General features: G+C 50.7%; 16 protein-coding genes. All 16 read right to left on the bottom strand.

What is annotated here, in order from left to right; genetic code table 11:
* Positions 1 to 50: 50 nt before the first annotated feature.
* Positions 51 to 1,574 carry an Hsp70 family protein gene (locus tag I8U18_RS11130; protein ID WP_033100671.1) on the bottom strand — a complete coding sequence of 508 codons (1,524 nt, stop codon included), beginning with the start codon at positions 1,572 to 1,574 and terminating at the stop codon, positions 51 to 53.
* A gap of 234 nt (positions 1,575 to 1,808) precedes the next feature.
* A complete protein-coding gene (locus tag I8U18_RS11125) occupies positions 1,809 to 2,438 on the bottom strand; it encodes a nucleotide exchange factor GrpE (protein ID WP_033100672.1) in 630 nt (209 codons plus the stop codon).
* Positions 2,439 to 3,313: 875 nt separating this feature from the next.
* A complete protein-coding gene (gene lysS / locus I8U18_RS11120; protein ID WP_033100674.1) occupies positions 3,314 to 4,804 on the bottom strand; it encodes a lysine--tRNA ligase in 1,491 nt (496 codons plus the stop codon).
* 107 nt (positions 4,805 to 4,911) lie between these two features.
* Positions 4,912 to 5,907: a tRNA dihydrouridine synthase DusB gene (gene dusB, locus I8U18_RS11115; RefSeq protein ID WP_033100675.1), complete on the bottom strand. Its 996-nt coding sequence runs from the start codon at positions 5,905 to 5,907 to the stop codon at positions 4,912 to 4,914.
* Positions 5,908 to 5,956: 49 nt separating this feature from the next.
* On the bottom strand, positions 5,957 to 6,490 hold the full coding sequence (folK, locus tag I8U18_RS11110) for a 2-amino-4-hydroxy-6-hydroxymethyldihydropteridine diphosphokinase (protein WP_033100676.1): 534 nt from the start codon (positions 6,488 to 6,490) through the stop codon (positions 5,957 to 5,959).
* Positions 6,487 to 6,846 (bottom strand): dihydroneopterin aldolase, encoded by a 360-nt coding sequence (folB, locus tag I8U18_RS11105; protein WP_198055995.1) that lies wholly within the window; start codon positions 6,844 to 6,846, stop codon positions 6,487 to 6,489. The genes folK and folB overlap by 4 nt, the downstream gene beginning before the upstream one ends.
* 2 nt (positions 6,847 to 6,848) lie before the next feature.
* Entirely contained in the window at positions 6,849 to 7,688 is an 840-nt protein-coding gene (folP, locus tag I8U18_RS11100; RefSeq protein WP_033100678.1) for a dihydropteroate synthase, read from the bottom strand.
* Positions 7,669 to 8,565, bottom strand: a complete 897-nt coding sequence (locus I8U18_RS11095) for an aminotransferase class IV (RefSeq protein ID WP_198064766.1) — start codon at positions 8,563 to 8,565, stop codon at positions 7,669 to 7,671. The genes folP and I8U18_RS11095 overlap by 20 nt, the downstream gene beginning before the upstream one ends.
* Before the next feature lie 31 nt (positions 8,566 to 8,596).
* Positions 8,597 to 9,175, bottom strand: coding sequence for an anthranilate synthase component II (locus I8U18_RS11090; RefSeq protein WP_198064765.1), 579 nt, complete (start codon positions 9,173 to 9,175; stop codon positions 8,597 to 8,599).
* Between the two features lie 151 nt (positions 9,176 to 9,326).
* The gene (gene cysK, locus I8U18_RS11085) at positions 9,327 to 10,250 is read right to left on the bottom strand and encodes a cysteine synthase A (protein ID WP_033100680.1); all 924 of its coding nucleotides are present in this window, start codon (positions 10,248 to 10,250) and stop codon (positions 9,327 to 9,329) included.
* Positions 10,251 to 10,562: 312 nt separating this feature from the next.
* Complete coding sequence (hslO, locus tag I8U18_RS11080; protein ID WP_052154125.1) at positions 10,563 to 11,432, bottom strand: Hsp33 family molecular chaperone HslO; 870 nt, start codon at positions 11,430 to 11,432, stop codon at positions 10,563 to 10,565.
* Between the two features lie 59 nt (positions 11,433 to 11,491).
* Positions 11,492 to 12,277, bottom strand: coding sequence for a type III pantothenate kinase (locus I8U18_RS11075; protein ID WP_033100682.1), 786 nt, complete (start codon positions 12,275 to 12,277; stop codon positions 11,492 to 11,494).
* 192 nt (positions 12,278 to 12,469) lie between these two features.
* Positions 12,470 to 14,497 (bottom strand): ATP-dependent zinc metalloprotease FtsH, encoded by a 2,028-nt coding sequence (gene ftsH / locus I8U18_RS11070; RefSeq protein WP_198064764.1) that lies wholly within the window; start codon positions 14,495 to 14,497, stop codon positions 12,470 to 12,472.
* 69 nt (positions 14,498 to 14,566) lie between these two features.
* Positions 14,567 to 15,106 carry a hypoxanthine phosphoribosyltransferase gene (gene hpt / locus I8U18_RS11065; RefSeq protein WP_033100684.1) on the bottom strand — a complete coding sequence of 180 codons (540 nt, stop codon included), beginning with the start codon at positions 15,104 to 15,106 and terminating at the stop codon, positions 14,567 to 14,569.
* 22 nt (positions 15,107 to 15,128) lie between these two features.
* Positions 15,129 to 16,565, bottom strand: a complete 1,437-nt coding sequence (gene tilS / locus I8U18_RS11060; RefSeq protein ID WP_198055992.1) for a tRNA lysidine(34) synthetase TilS — start codon at positions 16,563 to 16,565, stop codon at positions 15,129 to 15,131.
* Positions 16,566 to 16,658: 93 nt separating this feature from the next.
* The gene (spoIIE, locus tag I8U18_RS11055) at positions 16,659 to 19,121 is read right to left on the bottom strand and encodes a stage II sporulation protein E (protein ID WP_198064763.1); all 2,463 of its coding nucleotides are present in this window, start codon (positions 19,119 to 19,121) and stop codon (positions 16,659 to 16,661) included.
* Positions 19,122 to 19,334 lie beyond the last annotated feature (213 nt).

Raw genomic sequence — 19,334 nt, 5'->3', positions numbered from 1 at the left:
ACAATTCATGATGAATAATAATTGCAATAAAAAGATGCTTTCGCTTATGTTTATCCAATCGCCAGCTGCGCCACACGTCGTCTCTTTTCAATCACTTCCGACTCAGTCAGGTTGGACGTACGCTGGATCTGAAGCTCTCCAAGCCGGGCCCCCTGGGTCGAATCAATCACAGTGATATGAATGATACCGTCGCTGTCGTATTCAAAGATGACTTCCAGCGGTGCGCCTTTGGGGTATTCAGGGAGATCGATCATGCCTTCACCGACGATTTTTACATAATCGAGCTCACTGTACTCTCCTTCGGTGATCTGTAAATGCAATCGCGTCTGATGATCGACCGTGGTGGTATAGTGCCCGCTCACTTTGCAGGGGATCGGCGTATCTTTGCGCAAAACGATGGAGTTGAATTCACGTCCTTCTTCATCGAGCGCCACAACCCCCATGCTGTGCGAATTGACATCCTGCACATTAACCACAGGGAAAACGCTGGTAAGCTGAGGATCGGCCTTTCCTTGTTTCACTTGCAAAATGGCTCCCTGGATCGCCGCTCCCATCGCGACCACTTCGTCGGGGTTGACATCCAGTGACGGTTTTTTACCAGTGACGCGCTCAATCATGGCCGGCACCTGTCTCATGCGGGTCGAACCGCCGACAAGGAGCACTTTATCAATATCCTTCCAATTCAGTTGGGCATCTTCCAGCACAAACTCCATGATTTTTTTCGTTCGGGTGAGAAGATGCGCAGTGATCTCGTCAAATTTTGTCCGGGTCAGCGTCACCGATGTGTTTAACCCGTTGGCGGAGAGGAAGACGTTGGTACGATCCCGCACAGAAAGGGTCTTTTTGGCAATCTCCGCTTTATCCCGGAGATCTTGCTCCAGCATCGGATCTTCCAGAAGATCAATCCCGCCCTGCTTTTTAAACTCCTCATTCAGGTAAGCCATCACGGCGTTGTCCCAATCGAATCCGCCCAAATTTTTGGCTCCACCCGTGGATAGCACACGCAGGCCCTGCGGAGACAGATTCATGATGGTGACGTCAAACGTACCGCCTCCGAGATCATAGACCAGAAGGTTTTGTTCCTGGTTCATTTTGTTCAACCCGTAGGCAAGGGCGGCTGCGGTCGGTTCGTTAATGATGCGCAAAACGTTGAGGCCCGCGATCCGTCCGGCATCCTGCGTCGCTTTCCGCTGCGCGTCGTCAAAATAAGCCGGAACGGTGATCACTGCATCTTCGATCTCTTCATTCAGCAGCGTCTCAGCATCTTCTTTCAGACGGCGCAAGATCATCGCGGAGATTTCTTCCGGAGTAAAATCTTCCTTGTTATCGGTCTGGAACTTCCATGATTTGTCCCCGATCTGCCTTTTGACAAACTGCACGACATTAAAGGGGCTGGCTACAGCCGAGCGCTTTGCGATACTTCCGACGATGACATCGCGGTTATCAAAGAGAACGACTGATGGGGTAATCCGTTCTCCTTCGCGGTTCGTCAATATCTCTGGTTTGCCGTAATTGTTGACTATAGCGATCGCCGAATAAGTTGTTCCCAGGTCGATCCCTACAACTCTTCCCATCTTTTTTCACTCCTTCGTTCACTTCCATGTGAATCAGCCAAAAAAAGAAACCGTGATTAGAAAAAAGATCTTATGTAAGAGAGGCAAAAAGTGGATGATGATCTTGCAATAAATGAAAACGAAAAGATGGGAATCCCATCTCTCGTTTTTAAAAAGGCATATGGCATTTGCGGCTGCTTCTCCCGTCCCGGTTTGAGGGAGAAAAAGCCGCGGGGAACCATTCGCTTTGTTGAATCAGGGATGGTACTTTTTCACTACTACTTCTTCAGGGCGGAGAACCACTTCTTTATATTTAAACCCATGTCGTACCATATGGACAACCAAATTATCTTCTGCCGGATTTTTGGTGGGTATGACTTCGACGACTTGCTGAATGCGCGGATCGAATTTATTCGATGGCGCAACGATCAACTCGACGCCACGCCTGTACAAAATCTCCAATACTTCATGGCTGAGCGTCTGCAAAATATTGACAAGCTCAGGATTTTTCTCCCCCACTTCCAACTTGTCATTATAAATGTTATTCATGCGATCAATCAGCAAAATCAGGTCAATATATAGAGGACGAAGCTGGTTAAGCTCCTGATCCTGTTTCAGCTCTTCCATTTCCTTATACAGCCGGTCGAAAGCCACTTCTTTTGTTTTATCGTAACTCAGGCGATTGGTTACTACCTGAAGCAAAGAGGCAAAATTCTGCTGCAAGGAAGACAGCATGGAAAGAACCTGCTGATGTTGCCTGTCAGGCCTGGTCTCTTTCACCTCTCTGATCGCATTCTCTCGCCTCGCTAAGCCAAAACGGGATTCAGGCAATGAAAGATGGTTGCTCTGTTCAAAGAATCTATGGTTCTCTTTCCTGGGACCCATAGCTTAACCTCCCCGATGTTGTCGATTTTAAATTCAAATTTATATAAAGGCTAAACTATCTGTAAAATATTAAGCCGATAGAAGGAAACCAATCTCCGTGTCACGTTTTCTCTTTTGCCTTATATAATTTTACTAATAACATAAATAATGTCGCAAGTATATGTGCAAAAACATTTGTAATCCAAATATAATATTTACAGATAGGGTTACTCCATTCCAAATAAGAAAGAAAATACGGAAAATAGCCAAAAAGAGGGAATGGGTCGCTACTGCGTAACCTAGGGCAATTATAGACCCTTTCCTACATTTAGACAAGGATTATTTATCTTTAAGGAACCCTTAATTTTACGGCCCTTCTATCTATTCGCTAGGCAGGAAAAAGTTCCTGCACCTGAAAACCGAAAACAAAAAGCCCTTTCAACCAGGGCTTCGATCAGTAAAACTTTCAAAATTGCGTTTAACGGTTATTTTGATCTTCCTCTCCCTGGGCCTGCGAATTTCAGGGAATCTGACAAAGAGCCGGAAGAACCGCTTTTTTTTGACCTTTTGCAATTGATCGGTCAGGCACAACCGGCAATAATGCTTGCCTTCAAATTGAAAAAACTGAATGTATAAGGACTTTGCTCCACAATTTGAACAAGTGCACTTGTCCGCCATCACAGCCCCTCCCCCCGCTCTGGACTCATGAAACAAAAAAGGGTGTAATGATTTATTCTTCAAAAAGAGGAAAAATCCTCCAATCATCCGAATATATTATCATTTTCTTTCTGGCATTCAGATTCCAATAAAAAAAGCAGCCCCGAGGAAAGGCTGCTTTATTCACAACTTATCCACATTTTTCTTCCCGGTTGTGAACAAAATGTGGATAACTTTGTTTAACCTTGTTGTTCACGCATATGCGGGAACAGGAGCACATCGCGGATCGAAGGCTGATTGGTCAACAACATCACCAGGCGGTCAATGCCGATGCCCAGTCCGCCAGTTGGCGGCATCCCGTACTCGAGCGCTTCGAGGAAATCTTCATCCATCGGATGCGCTTCATCATTGCCTGCCGCTTTTTCCTTCACTTGCTGTTCAAACCGCTCACGCTGATCAATCGGGTCATTCAACTCAGAAAAGGCGTTGGCGTGTTCGCGGCCCACGATGAACAATTCAAAGCGGTCCGTAAAGCGCGGGTCTTGTTCGTTCTTTTTCGCCAACGGGGAAATTTCAACCGGGTGACCGTAAACAAAGGTCGGTTGAATCAGTTTGTCTTCAACCTTTTGTTCAAAAAATTCGTTGACGATATGGCCGAATTTCATCGAATCCGTAACGTTCACACCATGTTCCTTGGCCAGGCGATGCGCTTCTTCATCAGTCATTTGCCGGCTGAAATCAACACCTGTGTGCTCCTTGACCAGTTCGACCATCGATTTGCGCGCCCAGCCCGGAGACAGATCCACCTCATGCCCCTGATACTCGATCCGGGTTGTGCCGAGAACTTCTTTGGCCGCGTGGCTGATCAGGTTTTCGGTCAGGTTCATGATATCATGGAAATCGGCATATGCTTCGTACAGTTCCAACATGGTGAACTCCGGATTGTGCCGGGTGGAAATCCCCTCGTTGCGGTAGACGCGACCAATCTCATACACTTTTTCAATCCCGCCGACAATGAGGCGCTTCAGATGAAGTTCGATCGCAATGCGCATGTAGAGGGTCATGTCCAATGCATTGTGATGGGTGATAAACGGACGAGCCGCAGCCCCGCCGGCAATCGGATGCATCGTGGGCGTCTCCACTTCCAGGTAACCTTTTTCATCGAGATAACGACGGATTGAAGAGATGATTTTACTCCGGGCGATAAAGGTATCCTTTACTTCCGGATTCATGATCAGATCGAGATAACGTTTGCGGTACCGAAGCTCCACATCTTTCAGGCCATGGTATTTTTCTGGGAGCGGCAGCAACGATTTGGTGAGAAAGACGACTTCATCCGCCTTGACGCTCAGTTCACCGCGATTCGTTTTAAAAACAACACCCTTGATTCCCAGAAAGTCGCCGAGATCAGCCAGTCCAAACGCTTCGTACTGTTCTTCCCCGACCCGGTCCAGGCGGACGTAGATTTGCACGCGTCCGCTCATATCCTGCAAATGGGCAAAAGAGGCTTTGCCTTGCTGGCGTTTTGCCATCAATCGCCCGGCAATGGAAACCTCGATATTTTTCTCCGCCAGTTCTTCTTTGGATAAAGATTCATACTGACTCAGAATGTCACGGGCGGTTGCCGTTCGTTCAAACTTGTGTCCGAAAGGATCAATTCCCCTCTCTCTGAGGCGATCCAACTTATCCCGGCGCACCTGAAACAGATCGCTGTGTTCTTCATGAGACATGATTCATCACTCCTTCATTTCTTGCCAATCCGGCCTCCTGCATATGTAGAAAAGCGGGCGGCAAAAAAGCCGGGAGCCATCCGCCCGCACTCGACAAAACACAATGCTTACGCCGGTTCTTTTTGTCTTCTCTCTTCTGCCTCAGCAGCAAAATTCAATAAAAGCTGTGCCATTCCATCCCGTGTTTCCTGCTGGTTGACGAGATCTTTGATTTTGGAAGCACCGGGCAGCCCTTTCAGATACCAGGCGGCATGCTTGCGCATTTCCCTGACGGCGATCCGTTCCCCGCGAAGACGAACGAGCCGGTCCATGTGCAACACGGCGATCTCCATCTTCTCTTGCGGCGACGGTTCGGGCAAAAGTTCCCCCGTTTCCAGATAGTGAACCGTACGGTAGAGCATCCAAGGATTCCCCAAAGCACCGCGCCCGATCATCACCCCGTCACAGCCGGTGGTATCCAGCATGCGTTTTGCATCTTCGGGTGTCAATACGTCACCGTTGCCAATGACCGGAATCTTCACTGCTTCTTTCACTTGGCGGATAATATCCCAATTCGCCTTGCCTCTGTACATTTGCTGCCGGGTCCGTCCGTGAACGGCAACTGCTTTGCCGCCGGCGCGCTCCACGGCCTGGGCGTTTTCCACGGCATAGATATGATCCTCATCCCAGCCCATGCGCATTTTCACGGTAACCGGCTTTTTGACGGCTTCCACCACTGCGGAAACCATCTCCTCGATTTTGTTCGGATCGAGAAGCCAGCGTGCCCCGGCATCGCATTTCACGACTTTTGGAACCGGGCAGCCCATATTGATATCAATGATATCCGCATTGGTTTGCTCGTCAACCACTTTGGCTGCTTCGACAAGCGTTTTCTTGTCGCCGCCGAAGATTTGCAAACTGAGCGGTTTTTCCCGTTCGTCGACGAACAGCATCTCTTTTGTCCGCTTGTTGCCGTGCAAAATCGCTTTGTCGCTTACCATTTCCGCACAGACAAGCCCGACTCCAAACTCCTTGGCAATCAGGCGGAAGGCGGGATTGCAGACACCGGCCATCGGAGCCAGCACAACCCTGTTTTTCAGCTCGATATCACCAATCTTCAGCATCGGAAACAACCTCCTTCCATTCCAATAATGCCTTTTCATATGAAACCATTTATATGAACAACTGGCGTTCCGTGAAAAGATCACTGAGCGGCGAAAGCTTTTTGATCTCCTGATCGGGCGGCAAGTGGCTGATCCATTCCTCGAGCGTCTTGTCCGTTCCCGGAATCCGTATATTTCCCGCCACTTCACGCAAAGGAATCAAGACAAAAGCGCGCTCCGTCATTCGCGGATGAGGAATGGTCAATTTATCCGCAGTAATGATTTGCTCATCATAGAGAAGCAGATCAATGTCAATGGTGCGGGGCCCCCAGCGAATCTCGCGGACCCGGTGCAATTTTTTCTCGATGTCCAGCACCCGGGCGAGCAGTGCAAAAGGGGACAGCGCCGTTTTCACTTCGACCACGAGATTGTAGAAATCGGGTTGCCGTGTAAATCCGACCGGGGCCGTTTCATAGACAGAAGAAACGCCGGTAACCAGAATGTCTTCGCTCTGGTGCAGCAGCTCAATCGCTTTTTTCAGCTGGCCCGGACGATCTCCCAGATTGGCTCCCAAACCCAGATAGGCGGTTGTTTGAGGATTCATGCTCTTCTCCTCACGATCTCGACACCGACTGATTGATAGTATCCGGGGATGGGCGGGTCCGGCTTTGTGACACGCACCCGGACCTCGGCGATCGGAAAAACGGAAAGGAGGCTGGCCGCGATCCTCTCTGCCAGCGTTTCGATCAATTTCACTTGTGTTTCCGTCATTTCCTTTTTGACCAATTCGTATACATCCGCGTAATTTACGGTCTTGCTCAGGTCGTCGCTCTCTCCGGCCGCTTTCAGATCAAGCCTCATTTCCAGATCGACGTAAAACCGCTGCCCCAATCTGTTTTCCTCCGGAAATGCCCCATGATAAGCGTAAAAGCACATTCCGTTCAGCAAAATTTTGTCCACGGCTATGCCTCCTTCACGGACGATTCATAGACAAGTGCATCCATCATCCGGCATACCCGCACCATCTGTTTCACATCGTGAACCCGCACGATCTGACATCCTTTGGTAATCCCGAACGCCACGGTCGCCGCCGTCCCTTCCATCCGCTCTTGCGGCGGGAGTCCCAATGTGCGGCCAATCATCGATTTGCGCGAAGTTCCCAACAGGACGGGATACCCCAATTGGACAATGCGGTGCAAATTGCGCATGACAATTAAATTTTCCTCATAATTCTTGGCAAAGCCGATCCCGGGGTCAAGGATGATATTGTGATCTTTTACTCCCGCCTCTTTTGCCAGGCGAACGGACTCGAGCAAATCCCCGCATACCTCTTCGACCAGGGAATGATACCGGGCTTCACGGCGATTGTGCATCAGGATGAGGGGAACATCCAATTCCGCGGCCACGTGCGCCATCTCCGGATCTTTTTTTGCTCCCCAGACATCATTGATGATATGCGCACCCGCCCGGATCGCCTGCCGCGCGACTTCCGCTTTATAGGTGTCAACCGATAGCGGAAGATCAATTTCCTTTGTCAAAACCTCAATCACGGGCAGAACCCGCTCCAGTTCCTCTTCAAGGGAAACCGGTTCCGCTCCCGGCCGGGTGGATTCACCGCCGATGTCGATGATGTCCGCTCCGTCCTGCGCCAACTGCCGGGCATGGCGAACCGCCCGGTCGATCCGGTCATATTTTCCGCCATCGGAGAAAGAGTCGGGTGTCACATTTAATATTCCCATCACCAATGTGCGATTGTGGTAAGAAAGTTGATAAGGTCCAGCTTCAATCACTTGATTCGTCATTTGTTTCGCCCTTCCCGCGCAACTCATCGCTGTCAGTCAGCCATATCACATATTGATGATAGGCTTCAATCAGGCGTTTCGTCAAAGGAAACTGAAACCACTCCCGCCCTTCCCATTCGGTGACCGGGACAATTTCAAGCAATGAGTTAGCGATAAAGATTTCGTCAGAATCGTACAGAAAAGAGGGAGAAAAGGCACCCTCTTTTACCGGAATGCCGAGCAGCGCTGCCAGGCGCAGGATAAAGCGGCGCGTCACTCCGTTTAAAATCCCGAGATCCAGCGACGGTGTGTACAACACGCCATTTTTCACAAAAAAAAGGTTGCTGACGATTCCTTCTGCCACATAGCCATCGGGAGTGAGCATCAATCCTTCGGTATCCGGCAATTGGCCCAGCTCCTGCCTGGCCAGGATGCTGTTCAGATAGTTATTTGTCTTGTACGGCTCCGCTCCCCCGATCGCTTGGCGGGGAACAGATACCGTTTTCATCTTTCTTCCGCGGTTAAAAGGCTCTCCCGGAGAAAAGGGGAGCGGACGCAGCCAGATAAAGCTGTTCGGCTGATCATAGCCGGAACCCAGCCCTGCCCCCGCATTTCCGCCGGTCACCATCAGGCGGACGACTCCCGAGGTATATCCGGTCTCTCTGATCAATGTATCAATCTGGCCCCGCCACTCATCGGGAGAATGCGGAGACTTGATGGCCATTCGCTTCAGCCCGGCCTCCAAACGTTCGAGGTGATCGGCAAACAAAAACAGATGACCATCATAAAGGCGCATCGTTTCAAATGCCCCCACTCCGTACAGCAGGCCGTGATCAAAGACGGAAACCACCGCTTCCTCTTCCCTAACGAGCCGTCCGTTCATCATGATCGTTCCCATGGGATTCCCCTTCCATTCCCGCTTGAGGAAATCAATTCTGTTTGACATAGGTTTGCAGGAAGTTGGCCAAAAGCGTTTTTCCATGTTCACTCAAAATCGCTTCAGGGTGAAATTGCACACCCTCCACCGGCAAAAAGCGGTGTCGTATTCCCATGATTTCACCTTCCGCCGTTTTCGCGCTGACAACCAGCTCTTCAGGCAACCGATCCGGATTGACGATCAGGGAATGGTAGCGGGTCATCGTCACAGGGGAAGGAAGCCCGCTGAAAATGGTTTCTCCGTCATGGAGCACCTCGGAAGTTTTTCCGTGCATAAGACGTCCCGCCCGGATCACTTCCCCGCCAAATGCCTCGGCGATCGCCTGATGTCCGAGACATACGCCCAGGATCGGTATTTTCCCGGACAGGTGCTTGACCACATCAAGGCAAATCCCTGCTTCCCGCGGCGTTCCCGGCCCCGGCGACAGCACAATCGCCTGCGGGTTCTCCTTTTCTATTCCATCAACGGTGAGCTCATCATTGCGCACCACTGTCAAATTCTCACCCAGTTCTCCAAGATATTGAACCAAGTTGTACGTAAACGAATCATAGTTGTCAATCATGAGAATCATCTTTTCTCTTCTCCTCTCACCTGATCTTATCTAAGCTCTTCTAATCACATTATTTTAACACATGCATAATCAATCTTCATCTGTCATTCTCTCTTCAAGCCAAAAAAGCCATCCCGGAAAAAGGGACAGCTTGGAACAGGTCATGATTCGATTAATCAAACTGGTACAACGGCGTGGTCAGATACCGTTCACCGTTGCTCGGAGAAACGGTAACCACTTTCTTGCCGACACCCAGGCGACGGGCTACTTTAACCGCTGCGGCCACAGCAGCTCCCGAGGAAATGCCGACAAGAATTCCTTCCTCGCGGGCCACACGGCGCGCCCAGTCAAACGCTTCCTCGTTCCCGATCTGGATCACTTCATCGTAAATTTGCGTATCCAAAATTTCCGGTACAAATCCCGCACCGATTCCCTGGATTTTATGAGGCCCCGGTTTGCCGCCGGATAATACGGGAGAATGAACCGGTTCAACCGCAATCACTTGAATATGGGGAAATTTCTCTTTTAACCGTTTCCCGACACCGGTAATCGTGCCGCCTGTTCCCACACCGGCCACAAAAGCGTCAAAGTCGCCGCCTGTTTGTTCGATGATTTCCACCGCAGTGGTTTCATAATGAATCTTGACGTTATCCTGATTGCTGAATTGCTGAGGCATATAGGCATTGGGGTTTTCGCGCGCAATTTCTTCCGCTTTGGCGATCGCTCCCTTCATTCCTTCGGCACCGGGGGTCAGCACCAATTCGGCCCCATATGCTTTCAACAGATTGCGACGCTCCATGCTCATGGTATCCGGCATGACCAGAAGGGCGCGGTAACCTTTGGCAGCAGCCACCATCGCCAGTCCGATTCCGGTATTTCCGCTGGTCGGTTCCACAATCGTATCGCCCGGCTTTAGTTCGCCCCTTTTTTCTGCTCCTTCTATCATGCTCAAAGCAATCCGGTCCTTGACACTTCCTCCGGGATTGAAAAACTCCAACTTGAGAAACACATCAGCATCCGATTTCCCGACTACGCGGTTCAGTTTCACCAATGGCGTCTGCCCGATCAAATCCAAAACGTTGTTGACCACTCGCATCGCGAACCCCTCCTAATCCGATTTAGTTGATCAGAATTAAACCCTAGTATAGCGAATCATAGGACCATGGATCAATCCATTTTTCTCATTTTGAGGGCTGCTTGGCGGGAATTTCGGGCTGATCCATGCACCCGCGAAGCCAACGGTTTTCCCTTCTGCTGAATGAAGAAGGAGGGCTGTTCTGCCGGTTGACAAAATCCGAACAGGAATCCGCCGGGCCACAGGGCTTTACTCTGCTCCCGGCTCCTTCATCGCAAAGGTCGCTGAAAAAAAAGCACCCATTCGCTTCTGTTTAAAGCTTGTCAAAAGCCTTTACCGGTCAAAAGAGGAAATCAGCTTTTCCAGATCACCGGCACTGAACAGATATTTTTCGTTGCAGAAGTGGCAAATCACCTCTGCTTGCCCCAATTCACGCAAAATGGATTCCAGTTCCTCTCTGCCCAGCGCTTTCAGCATCGCTTCCGTTTTGGTGCGGGAACAATTGCAGGCAAACTGCACCGGCTCCCGATGCAGGATCTCCAAATCATTCCCCATCAGGAAAGCGAGCAATTTCTCAGGGGTTTCCCCTTCTTTCAATCGCTCCGTAATCGACTTGAGCTCGGAAATTCGCTGTTCCAGCCGGCTGATCGTTTCATCATCGGCGCCCGGCAATACCTGAATCATATAACCACCGGATACGAGGATTTTCTCCTTCTGCACCAGGACTCCCAGCCCGACGGAAGAGGGGATCTGCTCCGATACGGTCAAATAATAAGTAAAGTCTTCGGCCAATTCCCCGGAGATGATCGGCGAAGTTCCGCGATAGGGTTCCTTTAGCCCCAGGTCTTTGATGACATAAATGCTCCCTTTTCCCACGGCGGAAGCTACATCCAATTTATAGTCCTGATTGCCTTCCACGGCCGGGTTATCCACATAGCCGCGAACTTCCCCTCTCCCGTTCGCGTCCGCCACGATCTGCCCGATCGGTCCGTCTCCCTGCACCTGAAGGGTTACCTTATGTTTTTCTTCCTTAAGCGTCAATCCCATCAAAGCTCCCATGGTAGCCGTTCTTCCCAAAGCCGCGCTGACCACGGGCAATGTCTGATGACGACGCTGCAATTCTTGCACCAACTCCGTCGTGAGGGCAGCAAACCCACGCACCTGCCCGTTCGCTGAGATGGCTCGAATCGCATAATCACCCATGTTGGTTTCCTCCTTCAATCCTTGACGACAGTAACTGAATCCTGCAGTTTGGCAGAGTCTTACTTTTGATTTCGTTCATAAATGAGTTTCAGCCCTTCCAGAGTCAGGTGGGGGTTCACGATATCGATTGTTTTAGTATCTCCGCAGATGAGTTGGGCCAATCCGCCGGTCGCCACTACTTTGGGGCGCTTTTTCAACAGGGCTTTCATCCGTGTCACAATTTCATCGACAACCCCCACATAGCCGTAATAAATGCCTGCCTGCACCGCGTGTACGGTATTCCGGCCGACGACTGAATCCGGCTTGACAATTTCCACCCGCGTCAGCTTGGCCGCTCTTTGGTATAAAGCTTCAGCGGAAATGTTTACCCCAGGGGTAATCGCTCCGCCAACATAATGCCCCTCTTCATCGATGAAGCAAAAAGTGGTAGCCGTGCCGAAGTCCACGATGATGAGCGGCGCCCCGTAGAGTTCCAGTGCGGCTACGGCATTGGCAATACGGTCGGCCCCCACTTCTCTCGGATTGTCATATTTGATGTTCAGTCCGGTTTTTACCCCGGGCCCGAGAATCAAAGGCGTCTGATTCATGTATTTTTGTGTCAGCCGCGTCAAGACGATGGTGAGCGGAGGAACAACCGAGGAGATGATGACACCGCCGATCTCATTTAACGACAATCCTTCGTGGCTTAACAAATTTTTCAGCAACACCCCGTACTCATCTTCGGTGGCATTGCGATCGGTTTGCAGACGCCAGTGATGGAGAAGATGATCTTTATGGTAAACCCCTAACACGATATTGGTATTTCCCACATCCATCACTAATAAAAGTTGATCGATTTTCTTCATTTTTGACACCCGCTTTTGGTATAATCACCTACATCTTAGCAATCTCCGGTTTATTGGACAATGGCATCGGGAGCTCACCAAAGCAACCCGGCAGAGTCGTGGAGGCCATCAATCCGGTGAAACAGGCCCCACGACTGTACATGCAAAGACAGGATCATAGAAAAAAGAGGCGTTTTCCCGCCTCTTTTCCCGTTAAACCGTTCGGTTTCCGTCCGGATTGGTTGAATCCGAATCATTGTGGACAATCGAATTTTTATCCGGCTCTTCATCCAACTCGTTCAATGCGGATGCTCCGTTGGTATAGGAGGTATCACCGGAATTCTTTGTTTCATGGGAGACGCTGCTCTCGTCCTTCTCTTTTTCCTCTTTCCCCTGGATCGCCACCTTCACGTCATCATCATCCAACTTCCCGTTTTCGAGAAGCTGCTTAATTTGTTCTTCATCCAAGGTTTCACGAACAAGAAGCGTTTGCGCAAGCAATTCCAGTTTATCGCGATGTTCGATGATCAGGTTTTTGGCGCGATTGTAGCATTTGCGAATCATCTCTTGCATTTCCATGTCGATTTCATATGCCACTTTATCGCTGTAGTTTTGCTCATGACCGAGGTCACGGCCCAGGAATACCTGACCTTGGGAACGCCCGAAAATCATCGTCGCCAGCTTGTCGCTCATCCCGTATTCGGTAATCATCGCACGAACGATGCTGGTTGCTTTCTCGAAGTCATTGCTTGCTCCCGTGCTGATCTCCCCGAAGAAAACCTCTTCGGCCACGCGACCGCCCAACAAACCGGTAACCCGATCGAGAAGTTCGCCTTTGGTTGCCAGGTAGCGATCCTCTTTGGGCAACATCATCGCATAACCCCCGGCCTGACCGCGGGGAACAATGGTTACTTTGTGAACGATATCCGCATTCTCCAGGTAGTAGCCGCAGATTACGTGGCCGGCTTCGTGATATGCCACAATCTTGCGTTCTTTTTCACTGATGACGCGGCTTTTCTTCTGCGGGCCGGCGATTACCCGGTCAACCGCTTCGTCGATTTCTTCCATGGTGATTTTCTTCTTGTTGTTGCGTGCTGCCAGCAATGCCGCCTCATTGAGCAGGTTTTCCAGATCTGCTCCGGAAAAACCGGTCGTCCTCTGTGCAATCACGCTCAATTTAACACTGTCCGCCAGCGGTTTGTTGCGGGCGTGCACTTTCAATACCGCTTCCCGGCCTTTCACATCCGGACGGTTGACCAAAATCTGACGGTCAAAACGTCCCGGACGCAACAGCGCCGGATCGAGGATATCGGGACGGTTGGTTGCGGCCATGATAATAATTCCCGCATTGACGTCAAATCCATCCATTTCCACCAACAGCTGGTTGAGCGTCTGCTCGCGTTCATCGTGACCTCCGCCCAGGCCGGCACCGCGCTGACGACCAACGGCATCGATCTCATCTATAAAAATAATGCAAGGAGCATTTTTCTTCGCTTGTTCAAACAAGTCGCGTACACGGGAAGCTCCCACCCCGACAAACATTTCGACAAAATCGGAACCGCTGATCGAGAAAAACGGGACTTTTGCTTCACCGGCAACCGCTCGCGCAAGCAAAGTTTTCCCCGTACCAGGCGGACCGACGAGCAGTACCCCTTTGGGAATGCGCGCGCCCATTTGCGCATAACGGCGGTTATCCCGCAAGAAATCCACAATTTCAACAAGTTCAGCTTTCTCTTCATCTGCCCCTGCCACATCATCAAAGGTTACCCGCTTCTTCTCATCATTGTACAGTTTCGCCTTGCTCTTGCCGAAGTTCATGACACGGCTGCCGCCGCCTTGAGCTTGGTTTAACATGAAAAAGATAAGAAGTAGGATGATGACCGAGGGAATGATGGATGTAATGAAGCTGAGCCATACGGATTCACCCTTCGTCGGCTCCACTTTCATCCGAACATTGGCCTTTTGCAAATCCTGAATGACCGTGCTGCCATCACCGGCAGGTGCAGTGGTGACAAAGCTTTTCTTGGGGTCATTTGTGAACTTGCCGGTAATATGGTAAGTTCCTTTATCCAACTGGATCGAAATGTCGTTCACTTGCTTGTGAAGGAGCATCTGCCTGTATTGAGAATAATCCAAAGTTGTCGTATCCGTGCTCGGGTTTGCGATCATATTCACAACCCCGATGGTTACTAGGATGAGGATAATATATAATACTCCGTTCCTGAGGAAGAAGTTTTTCATCCCTGGCCTCCTCTCAGTCCACTTGTATCATTGTATCACAGTCGGCAAAACATTCTCAATAGAACCTGATTACGACTTGTAAACCTCTTCCTTTAGGATGCCGATGTAAGGGAGGTTTCGGTATTTTTCGGCATAATCCAATCCATAACCCACCACAAACTCATCCGGGATGGTAAATCCGGAGTAGTCAGGACTCAAATTCACTTTCCGGCGATCCGGCTTATCGAGTAAGGTAACGATTTTGACGGAAGCGGCATTTCTCCCTTTAAGCATTTCTACGAGATAACTGAGAGTCAAACCAGAATCGATAATATCTTCGACGATCAATACGTGACGTCCTTCGACGGCGCTGTCCAAATCTTTCAGGATTCGCACTACACCGGAAGATGTGGTGGAATTGCCATAACTGGATACCGCCATAAAATCCATCTGCAGCGGGATCTCCAATTTGCGGATCAAATCGGCCATGAAGGGAACGGCTCCTTTCAGAACGCAGATGCAAAGAGGGTTGAGGTCTTGATATTCTCTGGAAAGCGCCTTCCCCAGTTCGGCCACTTTTTCTTGAATCTGCCTTTCCGAGATTAGTATTTCCTTAATATCCTGATGCATGTCCGTCCTCCTGTATCTTTTTTCAATCATTCTCCCGATTCGGACCATCTCCTGCATGCCAATGCAAATAAAGAAAGCGCCTGGTATCCGGTGTTACCGGTGCCGCGCCCGACCGCTTAATCCCCGGAATCCATACGATCTCATCTTTCGTCACCACAAGCGGATACTGATCCCGGATCCGTTTCGGCACTTTCGCCTCCATCATTAAGCTTTTCACTTTTTTTCTTCCGGTCATACCCAAAGGTTTCATTTTGTCTCCCGGCCGGCGAAATCGTACATAAAGCGGTTCTTTCAGCTTGTCACGATCAAAGACGGCACTGTTCGGCCCCATCCTCATCCTATGTATCGGCTCATCCGTTTCCAACACTTCTATTTTACCCAAAAGACCCGGCAACGAAGTCACTCCAGGAATGGACAGCGGAATGGTCTCTGAGAGAATCGGCGTTGTTTGTTCATTTGTGCTTGAATGAACTTTCAGGATCAGCTTTTCATATTCCCGCTGCGCGATGATGCCTCCAGGGAGGTGGATCATTGCAGACGGGGACGGAAGCTGGGCCAGATTCCTTACTTGTTCCACAGAGTCAAGCGTCACCTCATGCGTACCGTAATCCCAAAGATAACTTAATATTAGTTTAACTACCCTTCTTTGTAAAGCGACCGGAAGGTGAAGAAAACTTGAAACATCGACAAGAAATTGTCCATTTTCCTGCTTCGCCACGACTTGATCCGCTGCCTCAAGTGTCAACTTTTCCCAAATTTTTTCTTCCTCACGGATCAATTCCGACAGGCGCAAAACGGCGTCTGCCACTCTGGGGTTAAAAGAGTGGATCAGCGGAACGAGTTCGTGACGCAAACGGTTTCGGGTATAGTCATTGGACAGGTTGCTCGAGTCCAAGCGAGGGTGAAGCCCCTGCTCCCGGCAATAATGTTCAATCTCCTCCTTGGTGACTCCCAGAAGGGGGCGGATCAGCCCGATGCCCTGCCACCGCCTTTCCCATTCCATCCCGGCAAGACCGCTTACCCCGGTTCCGCGGATCAGCCGCATCATCACTGTTTCCAGCTGGTCATCGGCATGGTGCGCCAGCGCCAGCTTCGTCGCTTTTCGCTTCCTTGCCACCTCTTGAAATGCATCGTAGCGCAACTGACGGGCAATCGCCTGCTTGTTCCCGCCCAGCTCCTTTCTCTTTCCGCTCACATCGACCCGCACTACATCGCACGAAAGAGCCAGGCTGCGGCAAAATTCCCGGACAAAACGGGCATCCTCTTCGCTTTCCTCTCCCCGCAACTGGTGGTTGACATGAACAGCCCCCACCGAAAAACCCGTTTCCGCAGACAAACGGTGCAAAACATGAAGGAGTGCGATAGAATCAGGGCCGCCTGAAACACCGACCAGGACATGATCCTGTTTCCCAATCAGTTTCCGATTGGCAATTTCCTGTTTTACCCGATCATAAAACAAAGCCATCTTCCCCTAATCGTGAAAAATAAAATCCCGGGAACCCCCCGGGACTCTCCACTTCCATCATACTCTTTTTGCCGTCTGGAAGCAATTTCATCCAGCTGCTTGCGTCCGCTGCAATCTTTTTACACCCGGCAGGCGGATGGTCGACCATTCGGGCGTGTGCCGTTCGACTTTGGAGACGACAATCGTCATATCGTCCCTGATTCTTCCTTCATAAACCCGGACCACCTTTTCCAGCAGACAATCGGCAAAATGCTGCGGGTCCTTGGTATCGATTTCCGCAATCATCCGGGTCATCCACGCATCTTTGTTCACTGCATAATGCGGCGCATCATAAACCCCGTCGGTCATCATGATCAGCAAGTCTCCCGGCTCCAGCTGCATTTCGATCGGATCGAACTCAATCTCGTTCAAAATCCCGATTGGCGGGTTGGAGCCGGAAAGCATGATCACCTTTTGTCCGCGTTTAATGAACCCCGGGGTTGAGCCGATCTTCATAAACCGCCCCACCGCCGTGTTCAAGTCCACAATCGCCAGATCGACGGTGGCAAACATCTCATCTGCCGAACGCAGACTCAGTATGGAGTTCACGGTGTCAACCGCCCGTTCTTCATGCATTCCCGCCATCAGCAGGCGCCGGAGCAGTTTCAAGGCCGCACTGCTCTCCTCTTGCGCCCGTTGACCGTTCCCCATTCCGTCGGAAAGAGCCACCGCATATTTTCCCGTTCCCAGATTCATGTAACAATAGCTGTCCCCGGAAACCAAGCCTCCGCCCTTGGCCGCCGTTGCCGCCCCTGTCTTCAGTTCAAACCGCTGGGCGGAACCCAACGTAATCACCGCACCGGGTGAGCCGTCTTTCACCACCTTGCGATAAACGGAAATCGGTTCGCCCAGGATCTCCGTCAACAGGGGAGCAACCAGCTTTTTGCATTCCTCCAGGCCTTCCCGTTCCGGCATGACAACCTCGATCTCCGCTTTCCCCTCTTCGAGATTGATAATATCCACCCGCTGAATCGCCAGTCCCAGTTCTTCCAGTGCCTCATGGATTTGCTCTTCATGGGCGGTCAGCACTTGTGTCTCATGCCTGATTTCCTTGGCCAATTTGCCCATCACTTCCGACATTCCCGCCAGTTGGTCGGAGACGAGCCGGCGCGATTCCTGCATTTTTTCTTTCCAGTAAATATTTTGCTCGAATCGCGCATATTGATTTCGTATCGAGGCAAGAACCCGCTCCGGACGGATACAGTGGCCCCGCCAGCTTTCCGGAATTTGCACCGGGGCCCGCGCTCCCTTCGCTTCGACCAGTGTCATGAGATCCGTCATGCCCTGATAGGTTTTCATCACATGTTGTTCCCAGCATCGCTCTGCATTGCGGCAGCCCGCGCAGGCCTGGTTCATGATCTCCGAGATGAAGATCTGCACCTGGTCTTCATCCTCTTTGCGATGTTTGGTCGCATCCTCGCGGAAACTGAAAGCCAGCTCTTGGAACAATTCCGTAAATTGCTCTACTTTTTTCGCCGTTACATCGCGAAGCCGCTTGATATATTCCTGATGGGCAATCTGATTTTCCGATGTCCCCGGAACATAGCGGGACAGCATGCGAATAAGCCTCTCCGGCGTCAGCAGAAGGAAAACAATGGCGATCGCCGATTCCTGCAAGGACAACCACATCGCCGAAGTCCCGCCGTCATAAAGCGTCAAAATGGAAGAACCCAACATAAAGCCAATTGCGACTCCAATGCGTTTTCCTTCTTTGAACAAACCCGCGAGCAAACCGGAAAAAGCCAGCAAGCTGATTTCAGGAAGCGTCCGCGTATCGGACAAGCTAAGGATGAGACCTGTCACCACTCCCATTGAAGAGCCGAGCATGCCTCCTCCGACCAGAGCCAATACCAGGATCGCGTAGCGGGAAACGATGTGAACCAGGGACAAGTCTCCCGCTTTTAAGCCAATCGTGCCCGTCATCACCGACCCGAGCAAGATGACCAGGCAGACGATTTCCTCATGGCGCAGGGTGATTCTTTTTTTCTTGACGGTAAACACGGGGAGGGACTGGACGAAAATGAATGTGAGAATAAAGCTGAGAGTCACATCGACCCCGTCCAGCATCATCCGGTACGGACGAAATCCTGTCCATCCCAGTTCAATAAGGTGGGCCGCGATGCTTGACAATCCCACAACGAAAGGGGCGTAATTGATCTGTCCTTTGCCCGCCCATTCCCACAATCGATGCATTAAAAGCAAAATGAGCAAGGTTCCGGTCGTTTTTGCCGCTTCCATCCCCCCCAGCGTCGCTGACCCGGCAATCAGGGAAGCCATCACGACCGGCCATTGTTTTCGTGCCAGGTATAAAATCACCGCCAGATAGGCGATCGCAAACGGGGAAACAAAATCGAGAATCGTCGCGCGGCCCAGCAGCACCCCCATTCCGATCACAGGGATATTCCACATGCCGGTCCAGCGATGGATCGCCCTCTTCTGCCGGCTTCGATCCACACCAAACCACATAACCGGACGAATGAATAAATTTTTAAAATGAGTTCTTACTTGCATCCCTTCCACCTCGCTATTCGATTTGTGCCCTCCCATTATAGCGAGGAAGCAACTGGAAAGTTTGTCAATTTCTCTGACTGTTTTAAAATTTTTTTGCGACATTTTTTAACCATCATCGCCTTTTGTTCATTTTCCCGGTTTCCTTCTGTTGCAAGATTTTCAGGGCAAATGAAAAAGGCCCCGGAATGGGTACCGGGGCTCATTTGTTTGCGT

Source organism: Thermoactinomyces sp. CICC 10522, from assembly GCF_016055075.1.
GTDB classification, from domain to species: Bacteria; Bacillota; Bacilli; order Thermoactinomycetales; family Thermoactinomycetaceae; genus Thermoactinomyces_A; species Thermoactinomyces_A daqus.
This window is presented reverse-complemented; position numbering and strand designations above follow the sequence as displayed.

Excerpts from the sequence above, each read along its gene's own strand:
- I8U18_RS11130 (WP_033100671.1), bottom strand. The coding sequence starts at position 1,574 with ATGGGAAGAGTTGTAGGGATCGACCTGGGAACAACTTATTCGGCGATC.
- I8U18_RS11125 (WP_033100672.1), bottom strand. The coding sequence starts at position 2,438 with ATGGGTCCCAGGAAAGAGAACCATAGATTCTTTGAACAGAGCAACCAT.
- lysS (WP_033100674.1), bottom strand. The coding sequence starts at position 4,804 with ATGTCTCATGAAGAACACAGCGATCTGTTTCAGGTGCGCCGGGATAAG.
- dusB (WP_033100675.1), bottom strand. The coding sequence starts at position 5,907 with ATGCTGAAGATTGGTGATATCGAGCTGAAAAACAGGGTTGTGCTGGCT.
- folK (WP_033100676.1), bottom strand. The coding sequence starts at position 6,490 with ATGAATCCTCAAACAACCGCCTATCTGGGTTTGGGAGCCAATCTGGGA.
- folP (WP_033100678.1), bottom strand. The coding sequence starts at position 7,688 with ATGACGAATCAAGTGATTGAAGCTGGACCTTATCAACTTTCTTACCAC.
- I8U18_RS11095 (WP_198064766.1), bottom strand. The coding sequence starts at position 8,565 with ATGGGAACGATCATGATGAACGGACGGCTCGTTAGGGAAGAGGAAGCG.
- I8U18_RS11090 (WP_198064765.1), bottom strand. The coding sequence starts at position 9,175 with ATGATTCTCATGATTGACAACTATGATTCGTTTACGTACAACTTGGTT.
- cysK (WP_033100680.1), bottom strand. The coding sequence starts at position 10,250 with ATGCGAGTGGTCAACAACGTTTTGGATTTGATCGGGCAGACGCCATTG.
- hslO (WP_052154125.1), bottom strand. The coding sequence starts at position 11,432 with ATGGGTGATTATGCGATTCGAGCCATCTCAGCGAACGGGCAGGTGCGT.
- I8U18_RS11075 (WP_033100682.1), bottom strand. The coding sequence starts at position 12,277 with ATGAAGAAAATCGATCAACTTTTATTAGTGATGGATGTGGGAAATACC.
- ftsH (WP_198064764.1), bottom strand. The coding sequence starts at position 14,497 with ATGAAAAACTTCTTCCTCAGGAACGGAGTATTATATATTATCCTCATC.
- hpt (WP_033100684.1), bottom strand. The coding sequence starts at position 15,106 with ATGCATCAGGATATTAAGGAAATACTAATCTCGGAAAGGCAGATTCAA.
- spoIIE (WP_198064763.1), bottom strand. The coding sequence starts at position 19,121 with ATGCAAGTAAGAACTCATTTTAAAAATTTATTCATTCGTCCGGTTATG.